This is a genomic window from Pseudoalteromonas sp. SG43-8 (assembly GCF_014164245.1).
GTDB classification, from domain to species: Bacteria; Pseudomonadota; Gammaproteobacteria; order Enterobacterales; family Alteromonadaceae; genus Pseudoalteromonas; species Pseudoalteromonas distincta.
On the sequence record NZ_JACJEX010000001.1, the window covers coordinates 577,127 to 595,397 of the forward strand.

General features: G+C 38.4%; 14 protein-coding genes and 3 tRNA genes. 8 read left to right on the top strand and 9 right to left on the bottom strand.

The genetic code is table 11. From position 1 onward, the window contains the following. Window positions 1-40 precede the first annotated feature (40 nt). Together H5122_RS02595 and H5122_RS02600 are read left to right on the top strand one after the other, a co-directional pair. Window positions 41-2,554 carry a glycoside hydrolase family 3 protein gene (locus tag H5122_RS02595; RefSeq protein WP_182681210.1) on the top strand — a complete coding sequence of 838 codons (2,514 nt, stop codon included), beginning with the start codon at window positions 41-43 and terminating at the stop codon, window positions 2,552-2,554. Between the two features lie 73 nt (window positions 2,555-2,627). Next, a complete protein-coding gene (locus H5122_RS02600) occupies window positions 2,628-4,352 on the top strand; it encodes a glycoside hydrolase family 9 protein (RefSeq protein WP_182681211.1) in 1,725 nt (574 codons plus the stop codon). A gap of 439 nt (window positions 4,353-4,791) precedes the next feature. On the opposite strand, the gene H5122_RS02605 is transcribed toward H5122_RS02600, so the two are convergent. The 5 genes from H5122_RS02605 to H5122_RS02625 all read right to left on the bottom strand — a co-directional run bounded on the left by H5122_RS02605 (window position 4,792) and on the right by H5122_RS02625 (window position 7,772). Then, window positions 4,792-4,868: transfer RNA gene (locus tag H5122_RS02605), tRNA-Val, on the bottom strand. A 119-nt stretch (window positions 4,869-4,987) separates the two neighbouring features. Continuing rightward, a tRNA-Val gene (locus H5122_RS02610) sits at window positions 4,988-5,064 on the bottom strand. Between the two features lie 120 nt (window positions 5,065-5,184). Beyond that, a tRNA-Val gene (locus H5122_RS02615) sits at window positions 5,185-5,261 on the bottom strand. 113 nt (window positions 5,262-5,374) lie between these two features. Then, a complete protein-coding gene (locus H5122_RS02620; protein ID WP_182681212.1) occupies window positions 5,375-6,439 on the bottom strand; it encodes a DUF3080 family protein in 1,065 nt (354 codons plus the stop codon). Continuing rightward, complete coding sequence (locus H5122_RS02625; protein WP_182681213.1) at window positions 6,402-7,772, bottom strand: MATE family efflux transporter; 1,371 nt, start codon at window positions 7,770-7,772, stop codon at window positions 6,402-6,404. The genes H5122_RS02620 and H5122_RS02625 overlap by 38 nt, the downstream gene beginning before the upstream one ends. 128 nt (window positions 7,773-7,900) lie before the next feature. Between H5122_RS02625 and H5122_RS02630 the strand changes: the two genes are divergently transcribed. After that, window positions 7,901-8,527: a riboflavin synthase subunit alpha gene (locus H5122_RS02630; RefSeq protein WP_182681214.1), complete on the top strand. Its 627-nt coding sequence runs from the start codon at window positions 7,901-7,903 to the stop codon at window positions 8,525-8,527. A 1-nt stretch (window position 8,528) separates the two neighbouring features. Here H5122_RS02630 and H5122_RS02635 read toward each other — a convergent pair whose 3' ends face one another. Continuing rightward, entirely contained in the window at window positions 8,529-8,732 is a 204-nt protein-coding gene (locus tag H5122_RS02635; protein ID WP_002962509.1) for a CPXCG motif-containing cysteine-rich protein, read from the bottom strand. A gap of 103 nt (window positions 8,733-8,835) precedes the next feature. After that, window positions 8,836-9,708, bottom strand: coding sequence for a fructosamine kinase family protein (locus tag H5122_RS02640; protein WP_149602540.1), 873 nt, complete (start codon window positions 9,706-9,708; stop codon window positions 8,836-8,838). 124 nt (window positions 9,709-9,832) lie between these two features. Between H5122_RS02640 and H5122_RS02645 the strand changes: the two genes are divergently transcribed. From H5122_RS02645 to H5122_RS02660, 4 genes are all read left to right on the top strand, one after another. Next, complete coding sequence (locus tag H5122_RS02645; RefSeq protein WP_024603971.1) at window positions 9,833-10,525, top strand: hypothetical protein; 693 nt, start codon at window positions 9,833-9,835, stop codon at window positions 10,523-10,525. Between the two features lie 225 nt (window positions 10,526-10,750). Next, window positions 10,751-11,536 carry a hypothetical protein gene (locus tag H5122_RS02650; RefSeq protein ID WP_002962505.1) on the top strand — a complete coding sequence of 262 codons (786 nt, stop codon included), beginning with the start codon at window positions 10,751-10,753 and terminating at the stop codon, window positions 11,534-11,536. A gap of 100 nt (window positions 11,537-11,636) precedes the next feature. After that, window positions 11,637-13,019, top strand: a complete 1,383-nt coding sequence (locus H5122_RS02655; protein ID WP_182672155.1) for an amidohydrolase — start codon at window positions 11,637-11,639, stop codon at window positions 13,017-13,019. A 12-nt stretch (window positions 13,020-13,031) separates the two neighbouring features. Further along, the gene (locus H5122_RS02660) at window positions 13,032-14,279 is read left to right on the top strand and encodes an amidohydrolase family protein (RefSeq protein ID WP_182681215.1); all 1,248 of its coding nucleotides are present in this window, start codon (window positions 13,032-13,034) and stop codon (window positions 14,277-14,279) included. A 441-nt stretch (window positions 14,280-14,720) separates the two neighbouring features. Here the strand turns inward: H5122_RS02660 and H5122_RS02665 are convergent, their stop codons facing one another. Both H5122_RS02665 and cspD read right to left on the bottom strand, forming a co-directional pair. Further along, window positions 14,721-16,943, bottom strand: coding sequence for an NADP-dependent isocitrate dehydrogenase (locus H5122_RS02665; RefSeq protein WP_182672153.1), 2,223 nt, complete (start codon window positions 16,941-16,943; stop codon window positions 14,721-14,723). A gap of 511 nt (window positions 16,944-17,454) precedes the next feature. Then, window positions 17,455-17,673, bottom strand: coding sequence for a cold shock domain-containing protein CspD (cspD, locus tag H5122_RS02670; protein ID WP_002962500.1), 219 nt, complete (start codon window positions 17,671-17,673; stop codon window positions 17,455-17,457). A gap of 208 nt (window positions 17,674-17,881) precedes the next feature. Between cspD and clpS the strand changes: the two genes are divergently transcribed. After that, on the top strand, window positions 17,882-18,190 hold the full coding sequence (gene clpS, locus H5122_RS02675) for an ATP-dependent Clp protease adapter ClpS (RefSeq protein WP_021032429.1): 309 nt from the start codon (window positions 17,882-17,884) through the stop codon (window positions 18,188-18,190). The last annotated feature ends 81 nt before the right edge of the window (window positions 18,191-18,271 follow it).

Consider the following 18,271-nt stretch of genomic DNA (forward strand, 5'->3'; position numbering starts at 1 on the left):
ACTATTCGCCACACTAACAAAGTATCAGGTTATCAATTTAATGAAAAATATTTATTCTTCATTTGTTTTAGGCTCATTTTTGAGCATTTCATGCTCAGCTGCATTTGCTAAAAATGATATAACGCTATGGCCAAAACAAAAACCCGCAATAGAAAAAAATGCAGCGCTAGAAGCTGACATTACACGCTTAATAAATAAAATGTCGCTTGAACAAAAAGTCGGTCAAATGGTTCAAGCAGAAATAACATGGGTCACCCCACAAGATGTTAAAAAATACCATTTAGGATCGGTTTTAAATGGAGGAGGTACATTTTTGCATAATGACCGCAATGCAAGTGTGTCTGATTGGGTGTCGTTTATGGATGAGTTGTACTTAGCCTCAATGGATACATCCGCTGGTGGTTTAGCTATTCCTGTTACGTATGGTATTGATGCCGTACATGGAAATAATAAATTTATTGGCGCTACTTTATATCCTCATAATATTGGTTTGGGTGCAGCCCATAACCCCGCGTTAATTTATAAAATTGGTGAAGCAACAGCAAAAGAAGTCCTCCTTGCAGGAATCGATTGGACCTTTGCACCTACATTGGCAGTTGCCAGAGATGATCGGTGGGGGCGAACCTATGAAAGCTACTCTGAAGATTCAGAGATAGTTGCTTTGTATTCAAAAGAAATGATTGAAGGACTGCAAGGTAAAGTAAACACATCTAACTTTTTAGATGACGACCATATCTATTCTACCGCTAAGCATTGGGTAGGCGATGGTGGTACTTATCAAGGGATTGATCAAGGCGATAATAGAGAAACTGAAAAAGATTTAATTAAAAATCATGCTGCGGCTTATTTTCCGGCTATAAAAGCGGGTGTACAAAGTATTATGGCCTCGCATAATATGTGGAATGGACTGCGTTTACATGGCAGTAAATATCTGCTTACGGATGTGTTAAAAACTCGACTCGGTTTTGATGGCTTTATTGTAGGCGATTGGAATTCGCATAGTAAAATACCTGGCTGTACTAATGATAGCTGTCCACAGGCTGTAAATGCTGGGCTTGATATGTTTATGGTAGTCGAAGACTGGAAAGCTTTTATAGGTAATACTATAGAGCAAGTTGAAAATGGCATTATTCCCATTGAACGTATTGACGATGCTGTTAGGCGTATTTTGCGCGTAAAAATGCGTTCGGGGCTATTCAATAAAGGACTTCCATCAAAGCGTAAATACGCAAACCAAAAACAATTATTAGGTGCTCCTGAACACAAGGCGATTGCAAGGCAAGCTGTACGAGAATCTTTAGTGCTGCTGAAAAACAATAATAATTTGTTACCGCTTAGCCCAAATAGTAAAGTTTTAGTTGCTGGTGACGGCGCTGATAATATGAGTAAGCAAACTGGCGGTTGGACGATTAATTGGACTGGTGAGGGTAATGTAAAGTCTGATTTTCCTGGGGGAACGTCAATTTTTGATGGTATTGAGCAGGTGGTAAACAAAGCCGGTGGTAAGGCTGTATTAAGCCCTGATGGAAGCTTTGATGAAAAACCCGATGTAGCTATTGTTGTATTTGGTGAAAACCCATACGCAGAGTGGATTGGTGACTTGAAATCAATAGCTTATCAGGCTCACTCTCATCGTGACGCTAAATTAATCGAGTCATTAAAATCAAAGGGCATAAAAGTGGTATCTGTATTTTTATCTGGCCGGCCACTTTGGGTTAATAGAGAAATCAACGCATCTGATTCGTTTGTTGCTGCTTGGCTTCCAGGTAGTGAAGGCGTAGGTGTAGCTGACGTGTTATTTACCAATAAAAAAGGAAATATCGAGTATGACTTCAAAGGTAAGCTTTCTTTTTCATGGCCTAAATACGCGTCGCAAGTTGTATTAAATAGATTCGATAAACCTTACGACCCATTATTTGCTTATGGATTTGGTTTAACTTACAAGGATAATGTAAATCTTGGTAAGTTAAATACTCACAATGATTTTGTATTTGAAGTACCCACTAATACACCCTATGTAATTATGCAGGGGAGGGCAAAAGGTGATTGGAACTATCAATTGCAAACAGAGCAAGAAACAAAGGATATTCAAACTCCGGTCGGTAAAATTCAAGGCTTAAGTATGATTGAAGCTGACAAGGAAATTCAAGGAGACGCAAAAGAATTCACTTGGACTGGCAGTAATCATGCATCTGCATTAATTAGCTCAACATGGTACAGAGAGGATTTATCGCAGTACTTAATCAATAAAAGTGCCTTGACATTCGATGTGCGTGTAGAAGCCTACCCAGAAAAAACGTTAAATGTTCAAATGGGCTGTGGTAAAAGCAAGTGTGGTTCGTTTGACATAGCGCCTATTATTAAAGAATTTAAATTAAGTACATGGCATAAAGTATCGATAGACCTATTGTGTTTTGCTAATAAGGGAGTTGAATTTGAACGCTCTAGTGCGCCATTTGTTTTATCAAGTGAAGGCGCAGCTAAAGTACGCGTTGCTAATGTTCAATTTGAACCTAAAGCAAAGGAAACAGCTAATATAAAATGCGGTGAATAAATGGCAAAGGGTGCATATTAGTGCACCCTTGTTGTATTTTCGCTTGAATTTATGCACATACGGAAAGGGCATTATGAAAAATGTTGTTTTAAAATTAACGTTAATCGCTGTGCTTTTCTTGAGTGCATGCACGGCGGTAGTAAAAGATGATTTTAGTAAACTGAGCACAGAGTCATCTAATCAAAAAATAGCAGTTAATCAGCTTGGTTATTTAGTTAATAGCGAAAAAATAGCAATAGTGCCAAATGTAACCGCGACTACTTATGATTTAGTGGATGTAAATACTAATAAAATAATACGTAGCGGCCAGTTATCACACGCTAAAATGTGGGACAACTCAGGAAATGACACCTTTAAACGCGCTGTATTTACAGATATTGTAACGCCAGGAGATTACCTTTTACGTGTAAAAGGAGTGAGAGATTCTGCCGTATTCTCAATTAATAATCATGTATATGACTCGATTCATACAGCGGCGTTAAAATACTATTACTTAAATCGTTCAAGTATTGTAATAGAGAAAAAGTATGCAGGTATTTATGCGCGGCCTTTAGGGCATAAAGACGACGACGTGCTTTATCACTCATCAGCAGAGCAAGGCGATGACTTTAAAGCGAAAGAGGTGCAATCTCAAAAAGGCTGGTACGATGCGGGCGATTATGGCAAGTATGTTGTTAATTCTGGTATTACCACGTACACATTACTTGCGGCGTTTGAGCACTACCCTGAAGTGTATCAAAAGCAAATATTAAACATCCCTGAATCGTCAGATGACGTCCCCGATATTATAAACGAAGCACTATGGAACCTTGAATGGCTGATCACTATGCAAAGCGATGATGGGGGTGTTTATCATAAACTCACAACGCGTGAATGGCCAGGCTATGAAATGCCGCATGAAGATAAAAGAGCGCGCTACATGATAGGAAAAAGCACAGCGGCTAGCCTTGATTTTGCCGCGACGTTATCGGTGGCCAGTAGAGTAATTGCTCCCTATTATCCCAATAAAAGTAAGCAATATTTAGCGGCTGCAATTAACGCATGGAAGTACTCGCTTGAAAATCAAACCCAATATTATGAGCAACCTGATGATATTAAAAGTGGAGAGTATGGTGATAATCAGCTAAAAGATGAGTTTGCTTGGGCCGCTGCAGAGTTATTTATAACAACTAGAGATAAAGGTTTTTATAATACTTACAAAGAGATAAATATTCATTATTCAGCTCCTTCATGGAGAAATGTATCGTATCTTTCTTTAAGCAGTTTACTGTTTAAAGCAAAAGATTTATTGAGTGAACAAGAATACGAAGATCTTAAAATAAAGCAAAAACACTTAGCTGATGTGTATTTAAAACAACATAAAAATAGCCCATATATTGTTGCGATGGAAAAGTCTGACTTTGTGTGGGGAAGTAATTCAGCAGCGTTAAATAAAGCGATAATTTTGCTACAAGCCGCTGAGTTAAATAATAATTCGCAGTACTTAAAGGCTGCGCAAGGGCTTGTTGATTACATTCTAGGACGCAACCCAACAGGATATTCGTTTGTTACTGGTTTTGGTGATAAAACACCACAACACCCGCATCATCGAATTTCACAAAGTGATGGCATTACAGCTCCAGTACCAGGTATGTTAGTTGGCGGTCCCCAAGCTGGGCAGCAGGATGAGTGTAACTATGATTCCAACGAACCTGCAAAATCATACAGCGATAGCTGGTGTAGTTATTCAACGAACGAAGTGGCAATTAATTGGAATGCGCCTCTTGTATATGTGCTAGGAGCGTTTGTTAGCCGGTGATACTTACTTGAATCTTTTTATTATAGCTATAAATCACTGGTATAAAGCTTTAGCTTACCAGTTGTGTTCAATAGTATGCGGTGTGTTTCCTTACTTTACGCTAGTAGAAGTAGAGCAGATAGCCTAGAGCTGTCATTCCCTGTTGTGCTGTATTTATACATTGCCATTCAATCTTATAATTTGACTTGTAATTATCAGGGGTGGGGGTCTAATTTTGAGGTGGATTAAAGAGCTAAAAATGTGCTTTGGGCGCTTGGGCACTAGTTTGGGCACAAATCGATAATAACTGTAATTTTTAGGATGATCTTTTAAGGCTTGACTCTCGTTATTTTTAAATTTTGAATACAAAATAATAAAAAGCTAAGAATTTAATTTTCAACAAAAAATTAATGGGTATATTGAATAGGGTTTTTTAACTGTTTGAAATATAGAGTTTAATTGGTACGACCGAGTGGATTCGAACCACCGACCTCTACCATGTCAAGGTAGCGCTCTAACCAGCTGAGCTACGGTCGTACAATTTTTTTAGGGTTCTTAAATGTTGGTACGACTGAGTGGATTCGAACTACTGACCTTTGGACCGGGTGATCAAGAGTAGGTAGTGCTTTTTCTTTCAATTATACTTTTTTAAATGTTGGTACGACTGAGTGGATTCGAACCACCGACCCCTACCATGTCAAGGTAGTGCTCTAACCAACTGAGCTACAGTCGTACAATTTTTGAGGTTTTACTTAAATGTTGGTACGACTGAGTGGATTAGAACTACTGACCTTTGGACCGGGTGATCAAGAGTAGGTAGTGCTTTTTCTTTCAATTATACTTTTTTAAATGTTGGTACGACTGAGTGGATTCGAACCACCGACCCCTACCATGTCAAGGTAGTGCTCTAACCAACTGAGCTACAGTCGTATTACTTTATTTAAGTAAGTGTTAATTGCTTAACAACGGCGGCTAATATATAGCGTGGCGGTTGGTGAATCAAGCAAGTTTGTTGTTTTTGAGTTTATTTGCCGTTTTTTTATTCATATTGGGCTTATTTCACACGTTTTATAAAAACCTTGCCACCAAACCACATGTTTTTTAGCTGAGCTTTTAAGTAAGTTCAGTAAGTTACTTGTCGAGCCCGTTTTTACTAAGTTATTAATTTGAGGGCTTGAGATACTTTCGTTAAACCAAAGCTCGTTATAAAGCGGTTGCAGTACCTCTAGATAACCAGTTAATTGCGCTTGATAGGGCTGAATTTCTTTTAGGTAAAACTTTTGAAATACGTTGCTTATGATTTTTGCGTTTTTATTATTTTTATCCTCTGGGCACAGCGTATTAAAGTTTAGTGTTTTTACAAACTGTGTGGCGTTGTTATTTAACACGACCTGCATACGGACTGATTGAATGAGTGCTTGGTTAAATTGAAATTTATTAAGCTGCTCGAGTGCGCTAAAAATAGAATCGCTATTAATTGTACTAAACTCTTTAGCCTTAATTTGCTGCTTAATGAGTACAAGTTGCTTTAGCGCAAATACGGTATCGCTAAAACCAGCGGGTTCAGTAGTGAGCTCGTTTGAGGTGAGTTGCCAGGTACGATTTAACTCAGGTTCTTTAAATAACATGGTATTAAAAAAGTACATTAGGTGTGTTTCTTTATAGTTTTTGGCTGCGAGTATTTTTGTGTAACTAGGGCTATTTTTATCAAGCGTATTTAAGCAAACCTGCGCACTTTTAATAAAGTTTATTTGATATTTTAATTGCCCAGCAGCGCTGGCTGTTTTTCCTAATTGGTTGTTGTGCTCACTTATAAGTACGTTAAGCTTACATTGGCTAATGCCTGCAAGCTCAACAATACTCAGTGTTAAGTCACTTTGTGCTATTGGGGGAGGCTGCAGTAAAGGGAGTTGCTTGAGCGGCTTAGGCTGTGTTGGGCTTGCATTAACTGTGCTACTTAAGCGTTCAATATAAGTAGCGTTTACAGTACTTTGTGGTTTGTTGCAGCCTGTAAGCATTAAAAAACACATTACCAGCAAAGCAGCTGGTAATGATTTAAGGCTGAGTTTATTAGTTTTGATTGAGTGAATCACTGTTAACAAATTCATATTTTAGACGCTTTCTTACTGTTAGTATTAATAAAATAGCAGCGACACTAAGGCCTACTATTATTCCAACCCAAAAGCCATGCGGCCCCATAGCTGGCACAATTATGTCTGTTCTTGCCAATACGTAACCTAAACAAAAGCCGATTAACCAATACGATATAAACGTAATATACGATATAGGCGTGGTGTATTTTAACCCGCGAAGCATGCCATTTGCAGCAACCTGTAATGCATCGGGTAATTGGTAGACACACGCTAATATCATAATTGATGAAGCCAGAGCCATAACCGCAGGGCTGTCGGTATACAGTTGGCTAATTAAATCACGACCTGTAAAAGTCATAAGTGCCAAAAATAGTGCAATTACAATAGCTAATATGTAACTAGTCGATACGGCAACTTTTAACTGCTGTAAATTATTTTGACCATATAGATTACCAATACGAATACTTATAGCGATAGATAGGCTCAGTGGCATCATAAACAGCAATGTAGTTACACTCGCTGCTATTTGATGCCCCGATACAGCCACTGCACCTAAATGCGCAATAAATAGCGGTATACACGCAAATAAAGTGACTTCAAAAAAGGTGGCAAGTGAAATTGGTATACCTAGCTTAGTAATAATACCAATGGTAGTAAAATTAGGTTTTTCGAATGATGAAAGCAGGCCTTTAGCATCTACCTTTTTACTCATTTGGCAGTAAGTGACTTGTGCTATTGCCATAACAGTTAAAACAATTGCTGTGGCAATGCCACAGCCTGCGCCGCCATAAGCAGAAAAACCAAATAAGCCATTTATGAAAATATAATTTACTGGAATATTAACGGCTAAACCTAATAGGCTTATATAAAAGGCGGGTTTGGTCATCCCCATGCCCTCGGTAACGTTTCTGTATACTGTAAAAATTAAAAATCCAAACACACCCCATTTCACAAAATGGATGTAGTCAATGGCAAGGTTTGCAATAGAAGGCGTTGTATCGAGCTTTAAAATAATGGCATCTGCTAAATGGGCAATACCAAAACCTGTAAAGCTTAAAATAGCGGTTAAATAAAGCGCTTGTTGAAAATAGTGGCTAATGCCTTTGCGATCATCGCTGCCCGAAAACTGCGCAATAATACCAGTAAGCGCTAATAAAATACCTTGCAGAGCAAGTAATAATGGGTTCCATATTCCTGTTGCAATAGAAAGTGCAGCTAAGTCAGTAGGGCTAACTTGGCCGGCCATAATTGTGTCGACTACCGACATTAAGATAAGTGTAACTTGTGCTAAAAAAACAGGTAAGGCTAGGGAAAGTAAACGCTTGGCTTCCCAATTGCAAAAGGTCATAAAAAAAGCTATTAAATAAAACAGGCGGCAATTGTAATCTATTGCGTTTCAAATAAAAATCACAGTAGTGAATGATTTTATGAGTTGATACGTTAAACTAGCACTTTGTAATAATTTTAAGTGATTTTATGTTTACAGGAATAGTGCAAACACAAGCAACAGTGGTCTCTAAAACTCAAGCTGATGGTGTGTTACGCTTAGTTGTATCGGTGAGCGATGAGTACGTTAAACATTTAGATTTAGGCGCAAGTATTGCTATTAATGGCTGTTGTTTAACGGTTGTGCAAGTTGAGCTAAGTAATCATGATGTGGTGGCGCAAGTGCATTTTGATGTGATTGACGAAACTCTAAAGTTAACTAATTTAGGCTTGCTTGAGCTAGGTAGTTTAGTAAATTACGAACGCTCTGTTACGTTTGGTACTGAGCTAGGTGGGCATATAGTGTCTGGGCATATTCATTGTACGTCACAAATCTCTCAAATAGTGAAACTTGAGAATAACTGTAAAATACTATTAAGCTTGCCAAAAGAGTGGAAAAAGTATGTGTTATATAAAGGCTTTGTTGCTATAAATGGCGCAAGCTTAACCGTAGGCGAAGTTGATGAACAAGGTTTTTGGATACACCTAATTCCGGAAACGCTCGCCATTACAAACATTGGTGCAGCGCAAGTGGGTGACAAGTTTAATATTGAAGTTGATCAGCAAACTTACACTATTGTAAATACGGTAGAGAACTACTTACGCCATCAGGCTTAAGTTAAAATATTTGTTCGTCGTCACTGTCTACGTGTAGCTCCAATTTATTATTAGCATGGTCTATATGCATATTTAAATGAATTGGGTTACAGCAGGCAGTGCAATCTTCTATATAGTCTTGATCGCCGCTGCTTGCGTCTAAGTCTAAATGTATGTGGTGTCCGCAGTGTGGGCACGTTATTCGTTGTGATAAAAAATCTTTCATAATCACTCCAGTTATAAATAATTAAGTTAGGTTCAACTTAATCGCTTACAGATGAACGTCTACTTACTCATTAAATATAGTGCTCAAATGCAGCTTATGACATTTATTTTATACCTTCAAATACCAGCTTTTCTATATGTTGTTTAGCTTCAGTAAGATAGTGACCGGCAAAGATGTTGGCATGATTTAAAATGGGGTATAGCTGGTATATTAACTTACGTTTTTCGTAATTTTGAGAAAGCGGGTAGTGCGCGTTATAGGCGCTATAAAAGTCTTTAGGCAGGGGGGCAAATAGTTCGCTCATTGCAATATCCACTTCCCGATCACCATAATAACAAGCCGGGTTAAATATTGTTGGTTCTGCTTTTAAAAATCCCATATTGCCACGCCAAAAATCGCCATGCAGTAATGAAGGTTGTACTTGATGGCTATGTAGTTGCTCTTTTACGGTATTAATTAAGCGTTCGGGCTCAATAAAGTTAATGCCTTTTTCAGCGAGTAGTTGTAATTGCCACCCTATACGCTCTTCGGCGTAAAATACATCCCACTTTTTGTGCCAGCGGTTTGGCTGTATGGTTGTGGCTAGATAATTATCTACATCAAAACCAAACATAGCTTGGTCATGTTTTTGATGCATTTTAGCGAGGTTACGCCCCATATTAGTCCACGTGTCGTGGGGTTGTTTATCTAAAACAAGCCATTGTAAAACAATAAACGAAAACTCTATATTTGCACCAGTTGTAATACATTCTGGTACTTTAAAATTACTATTTTGAGCCAAAAGCTTTAAGCCAATAAATTCACTTTCTAAACGTTCGAGCTCGCTTTTTAGTGCTATTTTAACGAAGTAGTTATGCGTACCATTGGTAATATGAAATAGTTTGTCGGTGTTTGTACTTTGTAATTGGCGTTTGTAGGTGTGCTTAAAGTCAAAATTAATGGCTTGGCTGATGTGCTCATTTACTGTTTTCCACATAACAATTGCTCGCCTTTTAAACAGATACTTAAACTATGGCAAAAAGGTATTAATTTAACAATCTAAACGTTGTAAAATTAACGGCCATATTGAATAAAATTACACTTACTGTAGTGGAGTTAAAATGAACAAAAGTTTAATAACCAATTTGCTAGCGGGTTTATGTGTTGTTGTAGGTTTTATGTTTAACCAAGCAATTGTGTTGTCTGTTGGTTTATTTGCACTTTCTGGCGCGGTAACTAATTTATTAGCTATTCATATGTTATTCGAAAAAGTCCCGTTTTTATATGGTTCTGGTGTTATAGCGCTTAAGTTTGAAAGCTTTAAAGTAGCTATACGAAACCTGATATTAACGGAGTTTTTTTCAGAGCAAAAAATTAATAATTTACTCAATAAAGCGCAGCCCAATATCGACTTTGAGCCAATAATTAGCAATGTTGATTTAAACCCTGCATTCGACAATTTGTTAGAGGTAATAGAGCAGTCTCAGTTTGGTAGTATGCTAGGAATGTTTGGCGGTACAGCGGCAATAGAGCCGATGCGTGAAAAGTTTATTGAAAAAATGCAATTGTCTCTTAGTGAGATTTCTCAAACGGACGACTTTAAAGCATTAGTAAGCCAAACACTTTCACAGGGTAATAGCGCAGAAAGCCTACATAAAACGGTGCTTAAACTAGTTGATGAGCGCTTAGATGAGCTTACTCCTAAAATGGTTAAAGAGATTATTCAGACCATGATCCGCGAGCACCTAGGTTGGCTTGTAGTATGGGGCGGTGTGTTTGGTGGTTTATTTGGTTTAATAGCGGCCGTTATTTAAATCTAGCGACTAATAAAAAACATAATCATTCTATTGCATTAAATAGTGTACTTACTGCGTTAAAAATTATTTGTATAGAATAACTACACGTTGTTATTTGTGCCTGTTATTGCACTACTTTTTAGCGAAATAATAGAGCACTAATTTAATGCAATTGGTATAACTTATTTTTTCAGGCTGTTATTATCGCCCCCATAATTTAGTCGTGTTTTTTTAGGAGCAACGGTGAGCAAAACGTTAGCCAGTTATTATCAGCAAGCATACGCGTGCGATCAGCAGCATTTTAATCAGTGTTTTTATTGTGGCTGTGAAGCGACAGAGCGCGATCATTGTCCGCCACTGCATATGCTACAAAGTATCGTTGATTTAGGTGAAGAGGCTGACTTTATCTCTATTCCAGCGTGTTATGAGTGCCATGCACTTTTACATAACGAAAGACTGATGACGATTGATGAGCGCTTTACCAAGCTTAAAAAAAAGCTCTCAAATAAATATGCTAAACCACTGCGCGTTTATAACATGTGGGAAGAAAGCGAACTTGGCGACATGAGCGACGAGTTTGCCCATAGTATTCAAGCGGGTATGAAATTAGGAAAAGAAGCCGCTGAGCGTTTAGCCTTTACGGGTTTTAGCTATGCCACAGAAGATGCCAAAGTAGCAGTGCGCGAAAAAACAAAAGAGTTTGATGTAGAAGGCATGATATTTACCGACTTTAAAGAGGCGCTAAATTACTGCATTAACGATTTAAATGTTCAAAAAAGCGACTTTTATAAAATTTTGGTTGAAGACTATCAAGGCGATTTTAATAAAGCATTGAGCCAGTATCGTCATCGTCATGACAAAGTAACGGCGGCTAAAGATGGTAATACACTTATTAAAGATTTTTCTAAGCTACATAAGCAAAACTCTGATTTTGTAACGCGTACGGTTAAGCACTTTATTAGTAAAGATCCCTCGCTTACCACCGAAGGTGCGCTTGAAAAGCTATATAACAATTATATAAAGAAATAATTACAGAAATTCATCTTAATTAACTGCGTTTTCACCTGTTTTTTTGGCTTTATTCTTTAGGTTTCGCTAAAGTAGCAAAAAAACAGGAGATCCAAACAACATGCAAAAATTTGCACCTTCTTTATTAGCGGTTGGCTTAGCTGCTGCACTTGTAGGCTGCCAAGAAAACGGCCCACAAGACGATAAAATAACAATTAACAAAAATCCTTACCCAAGTACTTATCAGCCAATTTCTACATCAAGCACTCTTATTACAAATGCAACAGTACTTACCGGTACTGGTGAGCGTTTAGATGAGGCTGATGTATTACTTGTTGATGGTAAAGTACAACAAGTAGGTAAAGACTTAACAGCCACTGCTGATATAACAATTGATGCACAAGGAAAATGGGTAACACCGGGTATTATTGACGTACATTCACATTTAGGCGCATACCCAAGTCCTTCGGTCGAGTCGCATCAAGATGGTAACGAAATGACCAGCCCTAACACTGCAGAAGTGTGGGTTGAGCATTCTGTTTGGCCACAAGACCCAGGCTTTAATCGTGCACGCGAAGGCGGCATTACTTCTCTACAAATTTTACCAGGCTCAGCTAACTTATTTGGTGGACGCGGCGTTACGCTTAAAAACGTACCAGCGCACACTATGCAAGGGATGAAATTTCCAGAGGCGCCGTATGGTTTAAAAATGGCGTGTGGTGAAAACCCTAAACGTGTTTATGGTCGTCAAGGTGTATTGCCTTCAACCCGTATGGGTAATATGGCTGGTTACCGTATGGCATGGGCTGAAGCCGCTGAGTACAAACGTGCATGGGATAAATACGATGCCGATTATGAAGCCGGTTTAAACCCAGAAGCGCCAGTACGTGATATTAAACACGATACGCTTCGCGGTGTGCTTGAAGGCGAAGTACGTATTCATAATCATTGTTATAAAGCTGAAGAAATGGCAATGATGATTGACCTGTCAAAAGAATTTGGTTACCACGCAGGTACTTTTCATCACGGTGTAGAAGCATATAAAATTGCTGACTTACTTGCGCAAAATGGTTCGTGTGCTGCACTTTGGCCAGACTGGTGGGGCTTTAAAATGGAAGCCTACGACATGGTTCAAGAAAACGTTGCTATTGTTGATGCGGTTAAAAACTCGTGTGCAGTTGTTCACTCAGATTCAGATACTACTATTCAGCGTTTAAACCAAGAAGCGGGCAAGGTGATGTACCGAGCTAACGAAAATGGTTTTGATATTTCTGAGCAACACGCTATTAAATGGATCACGTCTAACGCTGCTAAATCGCTAGGTATTGATGACAAAACAGGTTCACTAGAAGCGGGTAAGCAGGGCGATGTTGTTATTTGGAATCAAAGCCCATTTAGTGTCTATGCTAAAGCTGAACAAGTGTTTGTTGATGGTGCAAAGGTTTACGATAGAAACGACAGCGCGTACCAAGCAACAAGTGATTTTATGTTAGGTCAACAATAAGGAGCACCCAGAATGAAAAATTTATCACGTTCGTTTTCGCTTTCTCTGGTTGCTGCAGGATTATTAGCATCTGGTGCTGTAAGCGCACAATCACTAGCAATTATTAATGCAACATTGCATACGTCTTCTGATCAAGGTGTATTAGAAGCGTCAAGCATTGTAATGACAGATGGTAAAATCACAGCGATTAACCCAACTGAAATTAAAGTAGATCAAATTATTGATGCAAAGGGGCAAATTGTAACCCCTGGCTTTATAGCAAGTATTAATCAACTTGGTTTAGTTGAAGTAAGTGCAGTTGCAGGCTCACGCGATGCAGGTGAAGAAAAAGCTGGTATTGATTTTGATGTAAGCCTTGCTTACAACGCACATTCAAGCTTAATTCCTTACGCTCGTAAAGGCGGCGTAACACGCGATGTAATTACTCCTCATGGCGGCGATAGCATTTTTTCAGGCCTTGCGAGTGTTGTTGATTTAAGTGGTAGTTTTGACAGCGACATGCAAAAACAAGCGGCTTTAATTGTTTACTTAGGTGAGCGTAGTAAAGGCTCACGTGCTTTTACTTTGCAAACACTGATTAATAAGCTTGATGAGCACAAAACTAAAGCCGGTAAAAAAGCGAAAAAAGATGACGACAAGCCAAGTACTGAAGATAAAGTAATGGCTAAAGTACTCAGTGGTGAAATGCCATTAGTGGTTGGCGTTTCGCGTGCGGCTGATATTATTGAGCTAATTAAAGTAAAAGAGCAATTTGGTATTAACTTAGTACTTAACGGCGCACAAGACGCTGTTGTAGTAAAAGAGCGCGTTGCTAAAGCAAATATTCCAGTGATTATTAGTGCAATGGATAGCTTACCAGGAAGCTTTGATTCGCTTCATGCGAGTTTAGATAATGCAAGTGTGCTTGAAAAAGCAGGCGTTAAAGTATTATTAACGGTAGGTGGTGATGCAAGTCACAATATTTATCAGCTGCGTTTTGATGCTGGTAATGCTGTGTCGTATGGTATGAGCCAAGAAGGTGCGTTAAAAGCGCTTACATCAAACGTTGCTGATGTATTTGGCATTAATGCAGGTAGCCTTGAAGTAGGCAAAGCTGCTGATGTAGTAATATGGAGTAATGACCCGTTTGAGTTAAGCAGCCATGTGAGCAAAATGTTTATTAATGGCGTTGAGGTTTCTACACAATCTCGTCAAGATAAACTGCGTGACCGCTATACGACAGATTCAAAAATGCCACGTGCTTATACTAACCCGCAATAATACTTAATCGATTTGAGGGATTAAATCTGACGGTAACTGCGTTAAAAATTTCTGATATAGAGCAACTAAATAACGAAATTTTTGCCTTGTTATCGACAAGATTTTCTTGCCTCAAAGTTGATCACTTAATTAAGCGAATTGGTATGATATTAATTAAATAAATAAATTTAATTATTCAAAGGCCGCTATTTTATAAATAGCGGCCTTTTTTTGTAAAGTTTATACCAACCTGCATAAATCTTTGATCAATTTAACGAATTAAATTGCACTATAACGTCGTTAAAAATTTTTTATTTAGAACAACTAGATACAAAAATTTTTGCCTAGTTTTAGCGCAATTTTCTTAGCGTTAAATAGACCCCATATATAAGCAGATTGGTATTAGACATAAAAAAGCCGCTTACTTTTGCAAGTAAGCGGCTTTTAAATTTAAACCGATATTTATACTAATTTAGCAAGAATATCGTTAAATGTAGTGCTTGGACGCATTGCTTTAAAGGCTGCATCATCGTTAGGCTGGAAGTAACCGCCTAAATCAACTGCAGGGCCTTGCGCATCGTTAAGCTCACTTACGATTTGTTCTTTATTAGACTCAAGGTCGCTAGCGATTTGAGTAAACTGCGCTTTAAGTTCACTGTCATCATTTTGCTTAGCAAGTTCTTGTGCCCAGAATAAAGATAGGAAGAAATGAGAACCACGGTTATCAATTTCTTTCACTTTACGTGACGGCGATTTGTTTTCAGCAAGGAACGTACCTGTTGCTTTATCTAGGGTATCAGCAAGTACTTGTGCCTTGTTGTTACCAGCAGTTACGCTTAAATGCTCAAGTGATGCAGCAAGTGCTAAAAATTCACCTAAAGAATCCCAACGTAAGTGGTTTTCTTTTTCGAATTGTTGAACATGCTTAGGTGCAGAACCACCCGCGCCAGTTTCAAATAAGCCACCACCGTTCATAAGTGGTACAATTGAAAGCATTTTAGCACTTGTACCCAATTCTAAAATTGGGAATAAATCTGTAAGGTAATCACGTAGTACGTTACCTGTTACAGAAATCGTGTCTTTACCTTCTTTAATACGTGCTAGTGAGAACAATGTTGCTTCAAGCGGTGCTAAAATTTGAATATCTAGGCCAGCTGTATCGTGATCTGGTAGGTATTTATTTACTTTTTTGATTAGCTGCGCATCATGTGCACGGTTTTCGTCTAACCAGAAAATAGCTGGAACGCCTGTTGCGCGTGCACGATTTACTGCAAGCTTAACCCAATCTTGAATTGGTGCGTCTTTAACCTGACACATACGCCAGATATCGCCTTGCTCAACACTGTGCTCAAGTAATGTATTACCATTTGCATCAACAACACGGATAGAACCGTCCGCTTTTGCTTCAAATGTTTTGTCGTGTGAACCGTATTCTTCAGCTTTTTGAGCCATAAGGCCAACGTTTGGAACGCTACCCATTGTTGTTGGATCAAACGCGCCATTTTCTTTACAAAAATCGATAGTTGCTTGGTAAACACTTGAGTAACAACGATCAGGAATTACAAAGCTAGTGTCTTGTAATTTACCATCGTTATTCCACATTTGACCGCTTGAACGGATTGCTGCAGGCATAGATGCATCGATGATCACGTCACTTGGTACGTGTAAATTTGTAATACCACGGTCAGAATCAACCATAGCAATAGCAGGGCGGTTAGCGTAAACAGCTTGAATGTCTGCTTCGATTTCTTCGCGCTTAGCATCGTCTAATGTTTGAATTTTAGAATATACGTCGCCTAAACCATTATTTACATCAACACCTAGCTCTTCAAAAAGCTCACCGTGTTTAGCAAATACATCTTTGTAGAATACTTTTACAGCGTGACCGAAGATGATTGGATCAGATACTTTCATCATTGTCGCTTTCATGTGAAGCGAGAACAAAACACCTTTTTCTTTAGCAGCGTCAATTTCTGCAGCTAAGAAAGCTTGAAGCTTAGAAGCGCTAATGCTTGATGCATCAATAACTTCGCCAGCTAAAAGAGGTGTGCTTTGTTTAAGAACAGTAACGTCACCGTTAGTTGCAACATGTTCAATACGCACATCAGTGGCTGTATCAACAGTTACTGATTTTTCTGAACCGAAGAAATCGCCTTCGCTCATACTTGCAACGTAAGACTGAGAATCTTTGCTCCACGCACCCATTGAATGTGGGTTGTTACGTGCATATTCTTTTACAGAGCCTGGCGCGCGACGATCTGAGTTACCTTCACGTAGTACAGGGTTTACTGCACTGCCTTTAATTTTGTCGTAAGCCGCTTGAATTGCTTTTTCTTCATCATTTTTAGGTTCAACAGGGTATTCTGGAAGAGCGTAACCTTTAGCTTGAAGCTCTTTAATTACAGCGCGAAGCTGTGGTACAGATGCACTGATGTTTGGTAATTTGATGATGTTTGCTTCTGGTGTTTTAGCAAGCTCGCCAAGTTCAGCAAGTGCATCACCAATGCGTTGTTCTTCTGTTAAATAATCAGGGAAGCTAGCAATTACACGACCTGCTAATGAAATGTCGCGAGTTTCAACTTCAACACCGGCCGCATTTGTATATGCTTGGATGATCGGTAGCAACGAATAAGTTGCTAGTGCCGGAGCTTCGTCCGTTTTTGTATAGATAATTTTTGATGTCATCATCATTCCTAGATAGTCGACCGATAAGGTCTTATTCAACAATGCAAAGAAAATCATTACTTATGAGTGAGTACATAGTATTAAACAAGTTAATGAACACGTACGCTCGTAATGAATAGTTTGTTAGGTGTTGGTACTCAGCGTTGCTCTTTTATAAAAGCAGAATAGTCACACCTGACGAACTGGAATCGTATTTATAGCTAAAAAATTAACAAAAATAAATCAGCCTTTAGCCTAGTACATATAAAAGAGGCGATAAGGTGTTATGCGCAATTTTTAGCACCAAGAGTGTAACAAGCTTAAATAAAAAGGGCTAGAGTTTGAGCATGCCCAATAAGCAGTTAAACAATCAACTCTTAGAACATTGGGGTATATAAAATAAATTCAAGGAAAAGGGTTGAATTTGAATGAAAAGAGTCAATAAATAAGGGAAGAAGAGATAAGTTAGTATGCTTAAGGAATTAAGCGAGGATCTTAAAAGGTCGCTCGCTTTAGTCGAACAAAACAATCGTCACTCAATAATGTCACCATCTGGGGCAATATTTTTAGCGTGTAGGCCTTTAGGCCCTTGTTCTAATTCGAATGTTACATCTTGACCAGCTTTAAGCGTTTTATAGCCGTCCATTACAATTGTTGAGTAATGAGCGAAGATATCATTCTCGCAGCCGTCTTCTACGATGAAACCAAAACCTTTGGCGTTGTTGAACCATTTAACTTTACCACAAGCCATACTTCTACATCCTTCAATAAGTTGACTAATTTAGTTATTCTAAACCGTATAATTTGCTAGACTGACTAAGGTTTAATCAATCTATGTTTGACTGTAGTTTATTTAGCCAACCAGTCAAGTGTTTTGAGTTATTTTTTAACATTTTATTTATTTTTTATTCAAGTTTGCTTGAGTTACAAAGACAAGACTATATTTAATTATGAGTGGTATGAAAGATTCAGGTGTTATCGACACTGTTCGCGACAGTGAAAAGCAAAAGCTACAGCCGCCGCGAAAATATAAAGTTGTTTTAAATAACGACGACTACACGCCGATGGACTTCGTAATTGAAGTTTTAACGACGTTTTTTAATATGGATAGCGATAGAGCAACCGATGTGATGCTTCAGGTTCATGAAAAAGGTAAGGGTATTTGCGGTGTTTACAGCGCCGATGTTGCCTACACCAAAGTTGAACAAGTTAACCGTTACTCACGGGATAACGAGCATCCACTGCTTTGTAGTTGTGAGCAGGAATAATACCAATTTAATACAATTGGTATAAATACCAATTAGGGTGATCAAACATCCGATTGTTGTGGTATAAATTATTATCTCAGT

Bases quoted from the DNA above. Each gene is read 5' to 3' on its own strand.
- H5122_RS02595 (WP_182681210.1), top strand. From the start codon at position 41: ATGAAAAATATTTATTCTTCATTTGTTTTAGGCTCATTTTTGAGCATT.
- H5122_RS02630 (WP_182681214.1), top strand. From the start codon at position 7,901: ATGTTTACAGGAATAGTGCAAACACAAGCAACAGTGGTCTCTAAAACT.
- H5122_RS02665 (WP_182672153.1), bottom strand. From the start codon at position 16,943: ATGACATCAAAAATTATCTATACAAAAACGGACGAAGCTCCGGCACTA.
- H5122_RS02655 (WP_182672155.1), top strand. From the start codon at position 11,637: ATGCAAAAATTTGCACCTTCTTTATTAGCGGTTGGCTTAGCTGCTGCA.
- H5122_RS02620 (WP_182681212.1), bottom strand. From the start codon at position 6,439: ATGAATTTGTTAACAGTGATTCACTCAATCAAAACTAATAAACTCAGC.
- H5122_RS02640 (WP_149602540.1), bottom strand. From the start codon at position 9,708: ATGTGGAAAACAGTAAATGAGCACATCAGCCAAGCCATTAATTTTGAC.
- H5122_RS02635 (WP_002962509.1), bottom strand. From the start codon at position 8,732: ATGAAAGATTTTTTATCACAACGAATAACGTGCCCACACTGCGGACAC.
- clpS (WP_021032429.1), top strand. From the start codon at position 17,882: ATGAAAGATTCAGGTGTTATCGACACTGTTCGCGACAGTGAAAAGCAA.
- H5122_RS02660 (WP_182681215.1), top strand. From the start codon at position 13,032: ATGAAAAATTTATCACGTTCGTTTTCGCTTTCTCTGGTTGCTGCAGGA.
- cspD (WP_002962500.1), bottom strand. From the start codon at position 17,673: ATGGCTTGTGGTAAAGTTAAATGGTTCAACAACGCCAAAGGTTTTGGT.
- H5122_RS02600 (WP_182681211.1), top strand. From the start codon at position 2,628: ATGAAAAATGTTGTTTTAAAATTAACGTTAATCGCTGTGCTTTTCTTG.
- H5122_RS02645 (WP_024603971.1), top strand. From the start codon at position 9,833: ATGAACAAAAGTTTAATAACCAATTTGCTAGCGGGTTTATGTGTTGTT.
- H5122_RS02625 (WP_182681213.1), bottom strand. From the start codon at position 7,772: ATGACCTTTTGCAATTGGGAAGCCAAGCGTTTACTTTCCCTAGCCTTA.